The 18,150-nt window shown below is 39.7% G+C and carries 13 protein-coding genes and 1 tRNA gene; 12 read left to right on the top strand and 2 right to left on the bottom strand.

Annotated elements, in window-relative coordinates:
* The first annotated feature begins 48 nt into the window (after positions 1 to 48).
* The 7 genes from gltX (at position 49) to KHQ31_RS06440 (ending at position 10,040) form a co-directional block, all read left to right on the top strand.
* Positions 49 to 1,542: a glutamate--tRNA ligase gene (gltX, locus tag KHQ31_RS06470; RefSeq protein WP_213408777.1), complete on the top strand. Its 1,494-nt coding sequence runs from the start codon at positions 49 to 51 to the stop codon at positions 1,540 to 1,542.
* Between the two features lie 236 nt (positions 1,543 to 1,778).
* Entirely contained in the window at positions 1,779 to 4,145 is a 2,367-nt protein-coding gene (gene secA / locus KHQ31_RS06465) for a preprotein translocase subunit SecA (RefSeq protein WP_213408776.1), read from the top strand.
* A gap of 137 nt (positions 4,146 to 4,282) precedes the next feature.
* The gene (prfB, locus tag KHQ31_RS06460; RefSeq protein WP_213408775.1) at positions 4,283 to 5,398 is read left to right on the top strand and encodes a peptide chain release factor 2; all 1,116 of its coding nucleotides are present in this window, start codon (positions 4,283 to 4,285) and stop codon (positions 5,396 to 5,398) included.
* Between the two features lie 135 nt (positions 5,399 to 5,533).
* Positions 5,534 to 5,606, top strand: a tRNA-Lys gene (locus tag KHQ31_RS06455).
* A gap of 133 nt (positions 5,607 to 5,739) precedes the next feature.
* A complete protein-coding gene (locus KHQ31_RS06450) occupies positions 5,740 to 7,335 on the top strand; it encodes an ATP-dependent nuclease (protein WP_213408774.1) in 1,596 nt (531 codons plus the stop codon).
* The gene (locus tag KHQ31_RS06445) at positions 7,325 to 8,449 is read left to right on the top strand and encodes a UvrD-helicase domain-containing protein (protein WP_213408773.1); all 1,125 of its coding nucleotides are present in this window, start codon (positions 7,325 to 7,327) and stop codon (positions 8,447 to 8,449) included. The genes KHQ31_RS06450 and KHQ31_RS06445 overlap by 11 nt, the downstream gene beginning before the upstream one ends.
* A 13-nt stretch (positions 8,450 to 8,462) precedes the next feature.
* Positions 8,463 to 10,040, top strand: a complete 1,578-nt coding sequence (locus KHQ31_RS06440) for a DNA/RNA helicase domain-containing protein (RefSeq protein WP_213408772.1) — start codon at positions 8,463 to 8,465, stop codon at positions 10,038 to 10,040.
* Between the two features lie 31 nt (positions 10,041 to 10,071).
* Here the strand turns inward: KHQ31_RS06440 and KHQ31_RS06435 are convergent, their stop codons facing one another.
* Positions 10,072 to 10,560, bottom strand: a complete 489-nt coding sequence (locus KHQ31_RS06435; RefSeq protein WP_213408771.1) for an HD domain-containing protein — start codon at positions 10,558 to 10,560, stop codon at positions 10,072 to 10,074.
* A 36-nt stretch (positions 10,561 to 10,596) separates the two neighbouring features.
* Positions 10,597 to 11,367 (bottom strand): TrmH family RNA methyltransferase, encoded by a 771-nt coding sequence (locus KHQ31_RS06430; RefSeq protein ID WP_213408770.1) that lies wholly within the window; start codon positions 11,365 to 11,367, stop codon positions 10,597 to 10,599.
* Between the two features lie 93 nt (positions 11,368 to 11,460).
* Between KHQ31_RS06430 and femX the strand changes: the two genes are divergently transcribed.
* The 5 genes from femX (at position 11,461) to mltG (ending at position 18,031) form a co-directional block, all read left to right on the top strand.
* Entirely contained in the window at positions 11,461 to 12,468 is a 1,008-nt protein-coding gene (gene femX, locus KHQ31_RS06425; RefSeq protein ID WP_213408769.1) for a UDP-N-acetylmuramoylpentapeptide-lysine N(6)-alanyltransferase, read from the top strand.
* 265 nt (positions 12,469 to 12,733) lie between these two features.
* Positions 12,734 to 13,084, top strand: coding sequence for a winged helix-turn-helix transcriptional regulator (locus tag KHQ31_RS06420; RefSeq protein ID WP_213408768.1), 351 nt, complete (start codon positions 12,734 to 12,736; stop codon positions 13,082 to 13,084).
* Positions 13,085 to 13,388: 304 nt separating this feature from the next.
* Positions 13,389 to 14,429 (top strand): phenylalanine--tRNA ligase subunit alpha, encoded by a 1,041-nt coding sequence (gene pheS / locus KHQ31_RS06415; RefSeq protein ID WP_213408767.1) that lies wholly within the window; start codon positions 13,389 to 13,391, stop codon positions 14,427 to 14,429.
* Between the two features lie 6 nt (positions 14,430 to 14,435).
* Positions 14,436 to 16,850, top strand: coding sequence for a phenylalanine--tRNA ligase subunit beta (pheT, locus tag KHQ31_RS06410; RefSeq protein WP_213408766.1), 2,415 nt, complete (start codon positions 14,436 to 14,438; stop codon positions 16,848 to 16,850).
* A gap of 59 nt (positions 16,851 to 16,909) precedes the next feature.
* Positions 16,910 to 18,031 carry an endolytic transglycosylase MltG gene (gene mltG / locus KHQ31_RS06405; RefSeq protein ID WP_213408765.1) on the top strand — a complete coding sequence of 374 codons (1,122 nt, stop codon included), beginning with the start codon at positions 16,910 to 16,912 and terminating at the stop codon, positions 18,029 to 18,031.
* Positions 18,032 to 18,150 lie beyond the last annotated feature (119 nt).

Below are 18,150 nucleotides of genomic sequence, written 5' to 3'. Positions count from 1 at the left end.
ACACATGTATATTTAAAGGTACAGATTTATTAAAAGAGAGGGTCAATCATGACTGAACAAACAGAAAAGAAGATTCGTGTTCGATACGCACCATCACCAACTGGGCACCTACACATTGGTAACGCCCGTACAGCCTTGTTCAACTGGCTATTTGCTCGCCACAACAAGGGTGAATTTGTTATCCGTATCGAAGATACTGACCAAGCACGTAACATTGCGGAAGGTGAACGTTCACAATTGGACAACTTGGCATGGTTGGGGCTAGACTGGGACGAATCACCAGCTAATCCAGGAGAATACGGACCATACCGTCAATCAGAACGTCTATCAATCTACCAACCATTGGTTCAAGATTTGCTAGACCGTGGTTTGGCTTACAAGTCATTCAAGACTTCTGAAGAACTAGAAGCTGAACGTGAAGCACAAATCGAAGCGAAGGAAGCACCTCACTACGTATACGAATACGAAGGAATGTCAGATGCTGAAATCGAAGCTGCACAAGCAGAAGCTGAAGCAGCTGGATTGCCTTACGTTGTACGTTTCCGTGTACCTGAAAAGGTTTACGCATGGGATGACATGGTTAAGGGTAACGTTGAAATCAACGCCAACACAATTGGTGGAGACTGGGTTATTCAAAAGGCCGATGGAATGCCAACTTACAACTTTGCCGTTGTTGTGGACGACCACATGATGGAAATCTCACACGTTTTGCGTGGGGATGATCACGTGTCAAACACACCAAAGCAATTGATGATTTACGAAGCCTTTGACTGGGAAGCACCAATCTTTGGGCACATGACATTGATCATCAACGCTGAAACTGGAAAGAAGTTGTCAAAGCGTGACGAAACAATCCTACAATTCATCGAACAATACCGTGAATTGGGATACTTGCCAGAAGCGATGTTGAACTTCATCGTTCTTCTTGGTTGGTCACCAGTTGGTGAAAAGGAAATCTTTACTAAGTCACAATTGGTAAAGATGTTTGACGAAGCGCGTTTGTCAAAGTCACCAGCTAAGTTCGACAACAAGAAGCTTGAATGGATTAACAACCAATGGATTAAGACTGCAGACCAAAACATGGTCTTTGACAAGATGATGCAACAATTGGTTGCTTCTGAATTGGTCGATCCTAAGGAATTGACTGCCGAATCAATGCAATGGTTGCGTTCAGTAATGAACGTCTACATGGATGGTGTTTCATACACATCACAAATTGTACCTTTGGTTGAACCTGTGTTCTTCAAGATGCCAGCCGCATCAAAAATCACAGAATCAGAAAAGGAATGGATGGCTGCTGAAGAAGTACCAATGCTATTGCAAACATTTGTAGACAAGCTAGAAGCTTTGCCTTTGTTTACTGCACACGCAATCATGGGTGCTATTCGCGAAATCCAAAACGAAACAGGTATCCGTGCTCGTGCATTGTGGAACCCACTTCGTATTGCTTCAACACGTCAAGAACAAGGACCTAACTTGGGTGAATTGCTTGAATTGTTGGGCCGTGAACAAACTTTGAAGAACGTTCGCGACTTTTTGTAAGAGCAACAAGTAAATTAAAATAATAGAAGTGACCTTGTAAATGATAATTATAAGGTCACTTTTTTTATTGGAATTTAAGACTTAGTCGCTACGATAAACATATGAACATTATTCTGGGTGGGATGTGTCTATCAGGAATTCATCTGCCTTTGAAAGTGTTCCTAGAAAACGAATTGTGGTAAAATAATACTATCTATAACTAAGCCCAAATTGGGTGTTGAAAAAGGAAGTGCAAAATGGCAAATCCATTACGAAAGATTATTGAAAGTGATCGCGGTACTCTGCGCCGTTTGGGAAAAACAGCAGATCAAGTTGAAGCATACGCAGACCAAATGGCAACATTGTCTGATGAAGACTTGCAAGCAAAGACACCTTACTTCAAGCAACAATTAGCAGATGGTAAGACATTAGATGACATCTTGCCAGAAGCATTTGCAGTTGTTCGTGAGGCAGCTCGTCGTGTATTGGGACTTTACCCATTCCGTGTGCAAATCATGGGATCAACAGTGTTGCATGGTGGAAACATCGCTGAAATGCGTACTGGTGAAGGTAAGACATTGACAGCCACAATGGCCGTTTACTTGAACGCGCTTACTGGAGAAGGTGTTCACGTTGTTACAGTTAATGAATACTTGTCACGTCGTGACGGGGAAGAAATGGGAGAACTGTACAAGTGGTTGGGATTGACTGTTGGGATTAACTCAGCTGACATGACTGCAATGGAAAAGCGTGAAGCTTACGCCGCCGATATTACGTACGCAACAAATTCAGAAATCGGATTTGACTACCTACGTGACAACATGGTGACCCGTAAGGAAGATCGTGTACAACGTGCCTTGAACTTCGCCCTAGTCGATGAAACAGACTCAATCTTGATTGACGAAGCGCGTACACCATTGATTATCTCTGGTGCACCTGCGCAAGTTAACATGCAATTGTACATTCGTGCGGACCGTTTCGTTAAGACATTGGTTGAAGGTACAGATTACACGGTTGATCATGAAACTAAGTCAGTACTATTGACTGAAGAAGGAATCAAGCGTGCTGAAGAATACTTCACGCTAGAAAATATCTACGATGCAGATAATACTGCATTGACTCACCACATCGACCAAGCTTTGCGTGCTAACTACACAATGGCTAACAACAAGGATTATGTTGTGCGTGAAGGTGAAGTTGTCTTGGTTGATGCGTTCTCAGGACGTATTCAAGAAGGTCGTCGTTTCTCTGACGGACTGCACCAAGCTTTGGAAGCTAAGGAAAAGGTTGATATCCAAGAAGACAACCGTTCAATGGCCTCAATTACTTACCAAAACTTGTTCCGTCGCTACAAGAAGTTGTCAGGAATGACCGGTACAGCGCAAACTGAAGCCGAAGAATTCCGTGAAATTTACAACATGGAAGTCACAACAATTCCAACGAACGTGCCAATCCAACGTATCGACGAACCAGATCTTTTGTACCCATCATTGGAACAAAAGTTTAACGCGGTTATCGAATTAGTAGAACGTTTGCACGCAACTGGACAACCAATCTTGATTGGTACTGTTGCCGTTGAAAGTTCAGAATTGTTGTCACACATGTTGGACCAACGTGGCATTGCACACAATGTGTTGAACGCTAAGAACCACGCGCGTGAAGCGGAAATCATCGCCAACGCTGGTCAAAAGGGTGCCGTTACTATCGCCACTAACATGGCTGGTCGTGGAACTGACATCAAGCTTGGCCCTGGTGTGGTTGAACTTGGTGGATTGGCTGTTATTGGAACAGAACGTCACGAATCACGTCGTATTGACAACCAATTGCGTGGACGTGCCGGTCGTCAAGGTGACGCTGGTTACTCACAATTCTTCTTGTCACTACAAGACGATTTGATGATTCGTTTCGGTGGAGAACGTATCAAGAACATGATGGATTCTTTGAATCTTGAAGATGAAGATGCTGTTATCCGTAATGGTTTGATCACACGCTCAGTTGAATCAGCACAAAAGCGTGTTGAAGGTAACAACTACGACTCACGTAAGAATGTTTTGCAATACGATGATGTTATGTCACAACAACGTACAACATTCTACGACAACCGTAACCAAGTGATTGATGCGGAAGGTAGTCTAGAAAATGTTATCTTGCCAATGATTGAACGTACAATCGATCATGTTGTTGATAACAACACATTGGGACGTGAAAGCGAATGGAATTTGACATCTCTAACAGAATTTGCCAAGAGTGTCTTGGTGCCAGAAGATAGCATTAACGTTGCTGATTTGCGTAACAAGTCTGTCCAAGAAATTAAGGATGAATTGTACAGCCGTGCCAAGGCGAACTACGAATCAAAGCGCGAATTGCTAGATGATGATCAACAATTGCTACAATTCACACAAGTTGTTATCTTGCGTGTTGTTGATAGTTACTGGACTGATCACATGGAAAATATGAACCAACTACGTGATTCAATTCAACTACGTGGATACGGTCAATTGAATCCTTTGATTGAATACCAAAACGAAGGGTTCCGTATGTTTGAAGAAATGATTGCTCAAATTGAGTACGATGCAACACGTCTAGTGTTGAAGTCAGAAATTCGTCAAAACATCCGTAGCTAATTGATATAAATAAAAGCATCGCTGCTTGCAGCGGTGCTTTTTTACTGTCATGGATTGAATTGACAAGGGTACTTATCTCGCCTATGATTAAAAGATATAGAGACGGGCGAATGCCTACGAAATGTGAGGTTGTCAGTATGGAAATTGCCGAAGCACGCAATCAATTACTAGAAATTACAACAGATGTTGAAAATTTTGGGAAGACATTGGACTTGGATGCATTGAACGATGCCATTGCGGCCAATGAAAATGAAATGAGTTTCCCAGACTTTTGGAATAATCATGAAACTGCACAAGCTGTGATTGATGATAACAACAGTCTAAAAGAACGTCGAGATAACTATCTAAAGCTAACAGAAGGTGTTGAAGAAGTCTCAACGGCCTTGGAATTGTTGAGCGAATTACCAGATGAAGACATGCAAGCTGAAATGGAAGAAGCACTAGAAGAACTGCAAAGCAATCTAGATGCTTACCGTTTGAGTCAATTGTTGAATGAACCTTACGACAAGAGTAATGCGATTCTAGAAATTCACCCAGGATCTGGTGGGACTGAATCAGCCGATTGGGGAGCGAACCTACAACGTATGTACACACGTTGGGCTGAACGTCATGGATTCAAGGTTGAATTAATGGACTATCACCCAGGTGATGTGGCTGGAATTGATTCTGCTACTATCAAGATTATTGGACACAATGCATATGGATACCTACGTTCAGAACGTGGTGTGCACCGTTTTGTTCGTATCTCACCATTTGACTCAGCTGGTCGTCGACACACGTCATTCGTTTCAATTGATGTGATGCCAGAACTAGATGATTCTGTGGAAGTGGATATTAATCCAGCTGACGTTAAGATGGACGTTTATCGTGCTTCTGGTGCTGGGGGACAGCACATTAACAAGACGTCATCAGCTGTTCGTTTGACGCACATGCCGACTGGAATCGTTGTTGCTTCACAACAACAACGTTCACAATTCCAAAACAAGGACACAGCTTACAACATGTTGCGTGCCAAGTTATATCAAGTGGAAATGGACAAGAAAGAAGCTGAACGTGCACAAATTGCGGGTGATCAAATGGAAAATGGATGGGGATCACAAATTCGTTCATATGTTTTCCAACCATACCGCATGGTTAAGGACCACCGTATGAACTTTGAATACGGAAATCCACAAGCTGTGATGGACGGAGAATTAGATCCATTCATCGATGCCTACTTGCGTTGGAAGTTAGCGACTGAAAATCCTGAATAAAGTTGATAAAAAATAGACCAATCTCAATTGAGGTTGGTCTATTTCTCTTTTATGGCATATTCAAAATGAAAAACACTTTATTTTTGCCTTAAACACTGTATAATATATCAAGTAAGTTATTTATTAACTTTCGATGTCTCCTTAGCTCAGTTGGTAGAGCAGAGGACTTTTAATCCTTGGGTCCAGGGTTCGAGCCCCTGAGGGGACATAACTAGAGCGACTAGCTTAGGCTAGTCGCTTTTTTTATTGTCTAAAATTTGAAAAAAATCACCATAGGTGTATGATTATAATTATTAAACGTGTTTATCTAATTATTAATTATTTTAAAAAAGAGGGAATGTATGAATACTATTTCTAAACTACATCTAGAGGGATTTAAGAAATATAAGGAACATACGGAAATTAATTTTAATAAGGACATTTCTATCTTAATTGGAGACAATGACTCTGGGAAATCAAGTGTGTTACAAGCGATTTCTATTGTACTTAAAGGGAAATACCACAATATTAATTCGTCAACAGACAATACATACGCTAATTTGTTGAATGCTGATCTTGTAAGGTCGTTTGAAAACGACACAAAAAATAGACACGATTATACAAAATTACCATCAATTAAATTAGTGATAGAATTTGAGTTAGAAAAGGTGCCTAAAAATAGTGTTTTTGATGGAGAAAATTATCCACAATCCATGAAAAATTGGAATCTGGGATCGAGTGGTGTGATTTTTGAATATAAATTCAATGAAGATTTCAAAGAACAATATATGGAATGGACGTTAAATCAATCGGATTTAGGTGTGTTTACGTTACCGTTTGACTTGTATCAAGCAACCTGGAGAACATTTTCAGGTGTTGCATATTTAATGAGACAAGACCCATTAAAAACAATAACTATTGATAACAGTAATTGGATAGGCGATCCATTCAATATATTCGCAAAACAATTATTCAATGGATTAACTGACTCAAAAAAACAAAAAATGCAATCTTCGTACAGACAATCAATTTCTCAAATACACTCTGAAAATATTGAGGAGTACGAATTAAAAATCAATCCAAATACAACCAGTCTAGAGTCAATTTTAGATGTGATAAATGTAAATAATCAAGTATCTATAAGGCATTTAGGTAGTGGACAAGAAAATCTTATAAAAACGAAACTCGCGTTAGAGTCAGAAGATACGCGATTGATTTTGATTGAAGAACCAGAAAATCATTTATCTACAAATAATACTAAACAACAAATTACAAATATCAAAAAAAATATAAATGAATCACAATTAATTGTTACCACGCATAATCCTCAAATTATAAGCAGGATGGGGATTAAAAACGTTTTGTGGATCAAAAATAATAAGCCAACTATTCAAACATTCTCTAAATTGACTCAAAAAACAACAAGTTTTTTTGAACGCTTAGATAATTTGAATTTTCTGAATTTGTTGAGTGCAAAATATATTGTGTTAGTTGAGGGAACGGCTGAATATATTGTGATGGAAACCTTATTAAAGATTGCTAATCCAGCTTTAGCTGATTCTGTAGAAGTGATTTCGTATAAAGGGAGATATTACGATGCCTTTTATGAATTAGCAAGAATAACAAATGCTCGGGTAGTTATTTTTACAGATAACGATCGAGACGAGAAGCGATTACAACAGGCGAAGAATAACAATGAAAAAAATGAAGATGTAAGGATTTTTCTAGGTGAAGATTTGGAGACTGAATGGACTTTTGAAGCTGCCGTATATGAGCGGAATAAACAAAGAATTGAAAAGACGCCTTTTAGTACTAGAACTGTAAACAGTGAATTGAATTACATGCTAGATAATAAGACGATAATAGCATTAGATATGGTGGATAGATTTACAGATGGATCATTGGTTATGCCTAGTTATATTGAAAATGGACTAAGTTGGTTATTGAATGACAACTAAAAAAATAATATTAGCAAAAGCTGGTGCTGGAAAAACGAGATACGTTACACAATCTAATGAATTTATTGGAAAGCGAATTTTATATACAACATTTACAAATGAAAATATAAAGAATATTACCTTTCTTGTTCAGGATTCATCACACAAGAGTGAGAATGTTTATATTCAAACATATCACTCGATGCTGATAAACAATTTTATTAGACCCTATATTAATGACATTAATAGTTGTTTTACTGAGAATATTAATTTATCAAATGGAATAAGTTGGGTAAGTGAACAAGAAATTGGTGAAAAAAGATTTGCGAAGAAGCAAAATATCGATTTTTGGACAAATAGTAATGGACAAATATACGGGAACCGAGTAAGCAGATTAATACTAGACAATAAGTTCGTATTTGAAAAAGGGTTACAACGTCTAAGAAAATATTTTGATGTAATTATTGTTGATGAATTTCAAGACTTTACAAATTATGACTTTTCATTTTTGAGGGAACTTATCCAAAAAAGTAAAATGGACATTGTTTATGTCGGAGATGTATATCAATCATTGGTGACAACGACATCGACAACAGTAACCCCCTATAAAAATGATTATTCAAGTGATGTCTTTTTCATCAAAAAACAGTTTGAAACTGAACCCTTTAATATTCAAGTTGATGGCGAGTTATTTTTAGACAGCAAAAGAATTACAGAAAATGTTGCTGAATTTGTAAAAGAAAAATTAGGAATAAACATTACGTCAAATAAAAAAAATAGTGGTTATGTACATTTCATAGATGACTTTGCAGACGATGTTCTTGAAAAAGTAGAGAGTATTTTGATATTTGATAGAAAAACAATTGTACCCGAAAAGTACAGAAATAAAACGTACAATTGGACGATTTCCAAAGGGAGTACATTTGAAAATGTTGCAATTATTTTAACCCCAACAACATATGATAAATTATTGGTAGATGCCAGTAAGGAATTATCGATTTCTACTAGAAATAAATTGTATGTTGCGCTGACTCGTTCAAAAAGCGATGTATATTTGATTTCACCAGATTGTTGGAAATTTTTTATATCTGATGATTGGGAGAGACCAGCAAAACAGTTAGCACTAGATTTTTAAAAAGGAGAAAGCTGTGAGCTTAGGACAACCAATAGCGTTTAATGATTTAAAAAACACGTTCAATGCATCACCAGAAAAATTAGATGTATTAAAGAATGCACTTAAGTCACACTCGTTCATATTAAAAGAGCAAGAACTAAAAAATTTAAGCGAATTAATAAGGGAACTAGTGTCACATGGATTTAACGATTCTGAAACCAGTTTTTATTTTGGAATAAAGCCTCCGGCACCTATTAATGATGAATTTGACATGTTCTTTAATAATGAAAAGAAAATACTAAATTTTGATTTTAAAGATAATACTATTGGTATTAAACCTGAAGAGGAGATCAAAATATCTGTGTTAGAAAAATTTCAAAGACAAGAAAGACTATTATGTACGATGCAGAAAGGTAGATATTTATGTCATGTTGCGATGTATGTGAGTGAATATGGCATTAAGTATTGGAAGTATTCTAAAACTGAAAAAAATTTAGAGGAAATTTCAATAAATGAAGTGTGTAAAATTTTTCAATCGTTGGGAACTACTGCGTTAAATAATGAAATTCTAAACATTAATCCATCTGATTTTATTATCTCTCCGGTAACGAATACTGACAAATTTTTAAACCACGAGTATTGGTTAACGGAAGATCAGAATAATGTTGTTAAAAAAGTTATGAATGCAAATTTGATCAGTAACGCGTTTTCAATCGAAGGGGCGGGAGGATCTGGGAAAACCATGGTAGCTTTTGATATTATATTAAAACTCCCCAGGGCTAGAAAACTCTATTCGTTTACTGGAAGAAAACGTCAGGGGCATTTTGACTTAGAGAAAAAAATACCGAATCTTACTATTGTAGGGGCAAAAGAATTTGCACAGCTGTCTTTAGAAGATTTCGATGTGATTCTTATTGATGAAGCCCAACGATCATTTGATAATGTTAGACCTCAACTTGATAAAGCAATCCGTCTAGCCAGTAATAATGAAGTACAGAAAACAGTGGTTTTTTATGATGTTAAACAATCCTTAAGTAAAAAGGATTTTGGTGGTGGGGTTAAAAGCTTATTAGCTGGAAGGGCAAATGAATTAAGTTTGACAGATAATGTTAGATCAAATGAAAATATCAACGCGTTTGTAAACAAATTCTTAGATTTATCATATTCATATAAAAAAGGAGTTACTCATCAAACTATTGCGAATGACGTAATGTTTCGATATTTTACAAACAAGAATGATGCAAATCAATGGCTATCAACTTGTTCTGAAAATGGATATTCGGTATTGGAACAGGTACCTGAATGGCAGAAGGAAAAAGAACGTTCGACATCTCTAGTTACGACGGATGTCATTGGCGAGGACGTCTCTAAAGTAGCTATCATGATTGATGAGAGATATGAGTATAAATGGATTGAACCTGAACCAGGTACAAGAGGATCAGGAAAATACAAGTTACACCATATTAATGAAGTTCAAAATCATTATCATCCGATTGAAGGGCTATATGTAAATTTAAGTAGAGCAAAAGAGAAAATCGCCATTGCAGTTGTAAATAATCCTGATGTTGTGGAAGTTTTTGCAAACTGTATTTTCGGTAATAGAGATTCATAATTAAGGCACAAAAAAACCATTAAACAAATGTTTAATGGTTTTTTACATGAGACAATATGTTTTTAACACGACGTTTTGTTGGAATAAAGAATTCAGTAACCGCGACATAATCATCAACGATATCAACCAACAGACTTTCACGATACTTTGGTAACGCGGCAGTCACACCCCACATATGTTTAAGAATAATATCTCGTTCCATTGGAGAGAGTGGTGTTAATCGTTCCGCATTACGTAACGCAATACGGGGATGAATATACGCATGATTTCCAGATTCGAACTTAGTTTCACGCCAATCATAATAGAAGAGGTCATGTAAGATACCTGCACGCGCAACAGCCGTTGCATTTAAGTGTAGGCGTTTAGCAATCCGATAACTTCTATAAGAAACGCTAATTGAATGAGTTAGACGGTCGGTATGGTGATGTTGAATATAATCACTTAGGTGTTGTACCGACGGTTCTGCAAGCAGTCCGTCGACGATCTCACGATATGCTTGATCATGTTGCCAATTTTGCATAAAACACCTCCATAACTTCATCCTAACAAATGAATATTAACGAGACTTTAAGGCGAACATTGCAACACCGGCTGCGACACCGACGTTCAATGATTCAGCATGTCCAGACAGTGGAATGTACAAGTTTTGAGTTGTTGCGTTAGCAACGTCTTCTTGCATACCTTGTCCTTCGTTACCCATGATTAGGGCGAAGTTTTCAGCAGGTGTCATGCTGAACAAGTCAGCAGCATCTGTATCCAACTTTGTTCCGTAGACATCCATGTTGTTGTCTTGGAATGTACGTGTCCAGTTAACCAAGTCTCCACTAGCAAGTTCTAGGTGGAATTGGCTTCCTTGCATTGCGCGGATAGCCTTTGGTGAGTATGGATCAACTGATCCTTCACCGAAGACCACACCAGTAAATCCAGCAGCGTCTGCAGTACGGACCATTGTTCCAACGTTACCAGGATCTTGGATACCATCAAGGAACAACCAAGCACCATCGTGGATGTACTTTGGGTCACGGTTACTTGTTGGAAGTGATACTTCCGCGAAGATTCCTTGTGGTGTAACTAGGTCTGACAACTTCTTTGCAATGTCAGCTGTGATTTCGAAAACAGGAACACCATGAGGAATTGCATCTGCGTGCAATGCCAATTGTTCTGGTGTACCAATAAGGGCGCGTAGACGTCCGTTATTTTCGATAGCTTCTTGCACCAAGTGCCAACCATCTAGTAGGTAAGTTTGAGTCGTTTGACGACCCTTCTTTGTTTGTAATTTTTGCCATGTCTTCACTCGGCTATTTTGAGCTGATTTAATAGTTTCCATAAATTAAATTATACGCCATAAAGGCCATGTTGCATATGCTATAATACGGTAAAGAGAGAATCGATATACTAGTAAGGAAAGAGGATATCAAAAATGCCAATTTTAGATCGTCAAAACGCTGAACAAATGACGCGCTATACAACATTTATGCAATCAACACCTGAAGGGCGTGTGACGCAAGATTTGGCTTGGGGACAAGTGAAGAATAACTGGGAATCACGCGAAGTCTTCGTCGAAAATGAAGTTGGTGAAATCACAGGGGCAATGACAATGTTATTGACTGATACACCAGCTGGGAAGAAGTTTGCTTATGCATCAAAGGGACCTGTTATTGCAGGTGGATTTAACCTGGATGTGTTGAATGCCTTGGTAACTGAAGCAAAGCAAATTTTGGATGATGCCTATGTGCTACGTATGGATCCAGAAATTGACTACTCAGATGAATTGAATGCTGCATTGATTGAAGCGGGTTACACAACTCGTAACCGTAACGTTGCAGATGCAGGAATGCACGCAACGATTCAACCCCGTTTGAACATGGTGATTAACCTACGTGATTTCCCTGATGCCAAGGAAACGCTAGACTTGTACCCATCAAAGACGAAGAGTAAGTTGAAGCGTCCATTCCGTGATGGCGTTGAAGTCGCCTGGGCTAATGATGCAGAAGCACTAGAAGCTTTCTACAACACATATGAAACAATGGCTAAGCGTCATGAAATTTCATACCGTCCAAAGGAATACTTCGAACGTATGCAAGCAGCATTCGATGATGACACAATGCGCATCTTTATGGCGACGCGTGAAGGTGAATTGTTGTCTACCGGAATTGCGTTTAAATACGGTGAAAAGATTTGGTATATGTACGCCGGTTCAATGGACGGGAATGTTTACTACGCACCATATGCTGTTCAATCTGCGATGATTCAATGGGCGCTCGATGAAAACATTGCGTTATATGACATGGGTGGAATTGAAGAAGAAAGCACTTCAGATCCACTTTATGTGTTCAAGCATACCTTCGTGAAGGCAGCGCCATTGGAATACATTGGTGAAATTGATGTTGTATTGGATAATGACGTTTACAATGAGTTAGTAAAGTAATATTGAACAACCAAAATACCACTTATTTAAAGTGTTGTTTTGGTTTTTTTAATTACAAAAACATTACTTTTAGAAGAAAAAGTGCAATTTGGTCTAAAAAGCGCTATACTAAAATAAGTAAAAAAATAAAAATTTCGCGAAAATGATATTTTATGCTAGTAATTAAAAGGCAATACGTCTAAAATTGTGAAAGGCTATTAACAATTTAAAAGCTCACACTAAATTAAAATACATAAATGCGATGAATATCGATGGAGGATGTAACATGACTGATGCAAAGAATCCCGTGGTAAACGAAAAACTGTGTACAAAGTTTATTACGACATTTGACCTACTAGGTCGCAAATGGAACGGGTTGATTATCAAATCATTGCTAAACAATGGTGTCATGCGCTTCAAGGATCTAGCTAAGATGGTCGAGAAGTGCTCTGACCGTGTCTTGGTTGAACGACTAAAGGAATTAGAAGCGGCCGGAATTATCAACCGTTTGACATATGAAGATTCAGCTTTGATTGAATACTCACTAACTGAAAAGGGTGAAGGGATGCGCCACATGATGGAAGAAATCCATGAATGGGCTAACGAATGGCAAGAAGAAAGCCCGGTTGAAGCCTAGAAAAGGCTTGCGTCTACATAGCTTTATTTAGTAAAATTAGTGATAACAGCTAGGAATGGCCGGATTGTTTAAAACCGTGGACAGCGAGTCGGGAGAAGTGGAAGCCTGATGCATAGGAGAAACAGTCATTCAGTCAGGAGCTGGTACCTTGATAAGGGGTACCCGTATAGTCAGCGTTAACTGACTTCAAAGGGTCTTAATTACTATTAAGACTAAATTTTGGGTGGTACCACGTTAACAAACGTCCCTTCGATGTTCGCATCGAAGGGGCGCTTTTTTTATTTCAGACAGAAGGAGTCCGAACATGAGTTTACAAGAAGACTTGCAAGCGCTAAAGGCACAAGCCTTGGCGGAAATTGAAGGAACAGACGCAATGAAGGCATTGAATGATGTCCGCGTTAAGTGGCTAGGTAAGAAGGGGCCACTAACAGAAGTATTGCGTGGTATGAAGGATCTAACAGCGGAAGAACGCCCGGTTGTAGGAGCTTTGGCTAACGAAGTGCGTGATGCATTGACAGAAACAATCGCAAAAGCACAAACAACGCTAGAAGCTGCGGCTTTGCAACGAAAGTTGGCTACTGAAACTTTGGATGTTACTTTGCCGGGTAAGCCAGTTGTCCAAGGGCAACCACACGTCTTGCAACAAATCATCGAAGAATTGGAAGACCAATTCATGGGGATGGGTTACCAAGTGATGGAAGGGCCTGAAGTTGAACAAGATAAGTACAACTTCGAAATGATGAACCTACCTAAGGATCACCCTGCACGTGATATGCAAGACACTTTCTACATCACTGAAAACTTGTTGATGCGTACACAAACATCACCAGTACAAGCACGTGCATTGGAAACACATGACTTTGCTAAGGGACCATTGAAGATGGTTTCTCCGGGTCGTGTTTACCGTCGTGACACTGACGATGCAACACACTCACACCAATTCCACCAATTTGAAGGACTTGTTATCGACAAACACATCACAATGGGTGACTTGAAGGGCACTTTGTTGGCAGTTGCGCACCAATTGTTTGGAGCAGACCACGACATCCGTTTACGTCCATCTTACTTCCCATTTACAGAACCTTCAGTTGAAGTTGACGTTTCATGGGGACCAGTAACACCAGATACTAAGCCAGAAGATATCGAATGGATTGAAGTACTTGGTGCTGGAATGGTACATCCAAATGTGTTACGTATGGCTGGTGTTGATCCAGAAGTATACGGTGGATTTGCCTTTGGTATGGGACCTGATCGTTTCGCAATGTTGAAGTACGGGGTGGAAGATATCCGTAACTTCTACTTGAACGACGTTCGTTTCCTAACGCAATTTGATCAAAAGGGGTAATTATCAATGAAGATTTCAGTTGATTGGTTAAAAGAATACTTGCCTATTTCATTGCCAGTAAATGAATTGGCCGAAAAGATTTCACGTACAGCCGTTGAAGTAGAAGATCAAATCGATTTGCAAGGTGATATGAAGAATATCGTGATTGCAAAGGTTTTGTCTGTGGCACCACACGAAGATTCAGATCACTTGGTTGTGACTCAATTGGATGCTGGTGAAGAAGAACCCGTGCAAGTTGTGACTGGAGCTCCTAACGTCGCTGCTGGACAAACAGTTATCTTGGCTAAGCACAAGTCAGTTATCGCTGATGGTGTGAAGATCAAGAAGGGCAAGCTACGTGGTGTCCCATCAAACGGTATGTTGTGTGCCTTACAAGAACTTGGTTTGGAAGAAAAGGTTTCACCTAAGGACTTTGACGAAGGCATCTGGGTATTTAGTGAAGAAGAATCAGCTAAGCTTAATGCTGGTGACAACGCACTTGAAGTACTTGGCTTTGACGATAATGTTTTGGAACTAGGAATTACACCTAACCGTGCCGACATGTTGTCAATGAATGGAACTGCTTGGGAAGTTGCCGCGATTATGGACGAACCAGTTAAGCTACCTAGCTTTGAATTGGTTGAATCAAATGAAGCGGCAGCTGATATGATCTCAGTTTCTGCTGATGCAGCTTTGGCACCTAAGTACGGGGTGCGTGTTGTTAAGAACGTAACGGTAGGTGATTCACCACTTTGGTTGCAACAACGTCTATGGAAGATGGGCATCCGTCCAATCTCTAACGTTGTCGACGTGACAAACTTGATGTTGTTGACATACGGACAACCATTGCATGCCTTTGACTACAACAATTTGCCAGAAAAGGCACTTCACGTACGTGAAGCCGTTGCAGGAGAAAAGATTACAACACTTGATGGCCAAGACCGTGAAGCTGCGGCTGGTGACCTCGTGATTGCATCTGGTGATGAAGCATTGATGTTTGCAGGAGTTATGGGTGGACAATCTACTGAAGTAACTGCTCAAACACAAGACGTTGTCTTGGAAGCAGCGATTTTCGAACCAAAGGCCATCCGTCATGCAGCTCGTGACCAAAACTTGCACTCAGAAGCTTCACAACGTTTCGAACGTGGTGTCGACATGACCATGACATTCCAAGCTTTGGATCACGCCGCAGCATTGATTGCTGAAATTGCGGGTGGTGAAGTTTTGGCTGGTCAAGTCATTGCCCAAGACGCAGCTTACGAAGCCCCTGAAGTTGTGGTTAGTGTTGATGACATTAACCATGTGCTAGGAACAACAATCACTGGTTCAGATGTTGCAGCTATCTTTACACGTCTAGGCTTTGAATTTGTTGAAGTTAACGATAGCTTTACCGTTTCAGTCCCTGCACGTCGTTGGGATATCACAATTCCTGCTGACTTGATTGAAGAAGTTGCTCGTATGTACGGTTACGATAACCTACCTGCAACTTTGCCAACTGGAGAAACAACACCAGGGCAACTAACACCTAAGCAAAGCCTATTGCGTGCAACACGTCATGATCTAGAAGGATTGGGATTGAACCAAGCCATCTCATACGTTTTGACAACACCTGAAAAGGCAACGCAATTTACAATTACTGATAGCACACCAGTTGAATTGAGCTACCCAATGTCACAAGACCGTCGCGCAACGCGTGGTAGCTTGTTGACAAGCTTGTTGGATGATGTTGCTTACAACACGGCTCGTAACCAAAGCGATTTGGCTTTGTACGAACAAGGGCGTGTCTTCGCTGCACAAGGGGATGACCAACAACCACTTGAAACTGAACACCTAGCAGGTGTCTTGTCAGGTAATTTTCGTGCCCGTAACTGGGATCAAGGAGCAGAAGTTGCTGACTTCTTCACTTTGAAGGGAATTGTTGAACAATTGTTGACTAACTGGGGAATGGAAGCACGTTTTGTACCAAATGCAGAACGTCCAGAAATGCACCCAGGTCGTACAGCCGATATCATCATTAATGACGAAGTTGTTGGATTTATTGGTGAAGTACATCCATTGACTGCTAAGGCATACAAGATTAACCAAACAGTTGCCTTTGAAATTGACATGGATAAGATTGCCGACCTACACATTGCTGGTACAAACTATGAAGTTGTGTCACGTTTCCCAGCCATTTCACGTGACTTGGCAATTTTGGTTGATCGTGATGTCGCATCAGCTGATTTGATGGCCATCATTCGTGAAAACGGTGGGGAAGATTTGAAGACAGTTACAGTCTTTGACGTTTACACTGGAAGCAATGTGACTGAAGACAAGAAGTCAGTTGCCTACTCACTACGCTTTGAAAATGCAGCGCACACACTAGTTGACGAAGACATTAACGCAGCGATCGAAAAGATCACACAGGCATTAAATGTTGCCTTTTCTGCTGAAATTCGATAGAATTCGGGATAAGAGTCACATAAAAAACGTGTGTTACGTATACATGAGGAGTGAATTTAATGATTAAGTTTTTATCCAAACTACCAGGTTGGGTGAAGTTCTTACTAGCGATGACGGTGATTGTTGTTGTTGGAGGAATTACAGTGACCTACATTCAAAACGATAAACAAGACTACTCTGCGCTGAACACAAAGGATGATAAGGCGCGTGAAGTACGTATTAAGGAAGGTTCATCACCAAAGCAAATGGCGTCAGCCTTGAGCGAAGCCGGTGTATTGCGCTCACAACGCGCCTTTGTTAATTTCGTAAGTACTGAAAATTATACAGATTTGAAGGCAGGCTACTACCAACTTTCACCTGCTATGCCGGTTGAAGACATTGTGTTAGCGTTACGTCTTGGGGGATCAGCGGTTCCTTCAAATAACAAGAATGTTATTCTTGTTCGTGAAGGTGAAATCATTGATGACATCGCTAAGCAAGTCGGTGAAAAGACTAATTTTAGTGAAAAGAGTTTCTTGAAGGCAGTTAACGACAAGAAGTTGTTTGATGCTTTGAAGGCAGATTATCCTGGTTTGCTTGATTCAGCGGCTAAGGCAAAGGGTGTCCGTTACTTGTTGGAAGGGTACCTATACCCAGCCACATATAACTGGCAAGATGCAGAAACCGTTGAAGACTTGGTAACGATGATGGTGCGTCAAGAATACATCGCTTTGAAGCCTTACTTTAAGGAAATCAAGGATTCTAAGATGACTATCCACGAAGTTTTGACACTTGCGTCACTTGTTGAACGTGAAGGAGTTGATAAGGAAAGTCGTGGTAAGATTGCAGGGGTCTTCTTGAACCGTTTGGACATTGATATGCCATTGCAATCTGACGTCTCAACGAAGTATGCGTTGAAGACAAAGCGTGCTAACTTGAGTATTAAGGATGTTCAAAACGAAGATCCATACAATAATTATGTACACGCTGGCTTTGGACCTGGTCCAATGAACAACCCTAGTGTGAATGCAGTCTTGGCTGTATTGAACCCTAAGGATCGTGAACAAGATTACTTGTATTTCGTGGCTAACTTGAAGGATGGTAAAATTTACTATTCACACGATTACGATGCGCATCTTGGTTTGACTGACTCAGTTCAAGCTGATAACGATCAAATCGGATTACTAGATAAGCCTGAATAAATTGTATAAACAAAGAAAAGGACTGTGAGTTTCACAGTCCTTTTTTGTTGGCTTTAATTCAGCTCTTTCCGGATAGTTGCATTGGTGGAGGAGATACAACATAAGTGCAAAGATATGAG

Origin of the sequence: Weissella ceti (assembly GCF_018394055.1) — a bacterium.
Lineage (GTDB): Bacteria > Bacillota > Bacilli > Lactobacillales > Lactobacillaceae > Weissella > Weissella ceti.
The sequence above is the reverse complement of the archived record's forward strand: the minus strand, read 5'-3'. Positions and strand labels throughout refer to the sequence as shown.

What these genes read in the sequence shown, in the direction of transcription:
- gltX (WP_213408777.1), top strand. Translation starts at nt 49, where the DNA reads ATGACTGAACAAACAGAAAAGAAGATTCGTGTTCGATACGCACCATCA.
- secA (WP_213408776.1), top strand. Translation starts at nt 1,779, where the DNA reads ATGGCAAATCCATTACGAAAGATTATTGAAAGTGATCGCGGTACTCTG.
- prfB (WP_213408775.1), top strand. Translation starts at nt 4,283, where the DNA reads ATGGAAATTGCCGAAGCACGCAATCAATTACTAGAAATTACAACAGAT.
- KHQ31_RS06450 (WP_213408774.1), top strand. Translation starts at nt 5,740, where the DNA reads ATGAATACTATTTCTAAACTACATCTAGAGGGATTTAAGAAATATAAG.
- KHQ31_RS06445 (WP_213408773.1), top strand. Translation starts at nt 7,325, where the DNA reads ATGACAACTAAAAAAATAATATTAGCAAAAGCTGGTGCTGGAAAAACG.
- KHQ31_RS06435 (WP_213408771.1), bottom strand. Translation starts at nt 10,560, where the DNA reads ATGCAAAATTGGCAACATGATCAAGCATATCGTGAGATCGTCGACGGA.
- KHQ31_RS06430 (WP_213408770.1), bottom strand. Translation starts at nt 11,367, where the DNA reads ATGGAAACTATTAAATCAGCTCAAAATAGCCGAGTGAAGACATGGCAA.
- femX (WP_213408769.1), top strand. Translation starts at nt 11,461, where the DNA reads ATGCCAATTTTAGATCGTCAAAACGCTGAACAAATGACGCGCTATACA.
- KHQ31_RS06420 (WP_213408768.1), top strand. Translation starts at nt 12,734, where the DNA reads ATGACTGATGCAAAGAATCCCGTGGTAAACGAAAAACTGTGTACAAAG.
- pheS (WP_213408767.1), top strand. Translation starts at nt 13,389, where the DNA reads ATGAGTTTACAAGAAGACTTGCAAGCGCTAAAGGCACAAGCCTTGGCG.
- pheT (WP_213408766.1), top strand. Translation starts at nt 14,436, where the DNA reads ATGAAGATTTCAGTTGATTGGTTAAAAGAATACTTGCCTATTTCATTG.
- mltG (WP_213408765.1), top strand. Translation starts at nt 16,910, where the DNA reads ATGATTAAGTTTTTATCCAAACTACCAGGTTGGGTGAAGTTCTTACTA.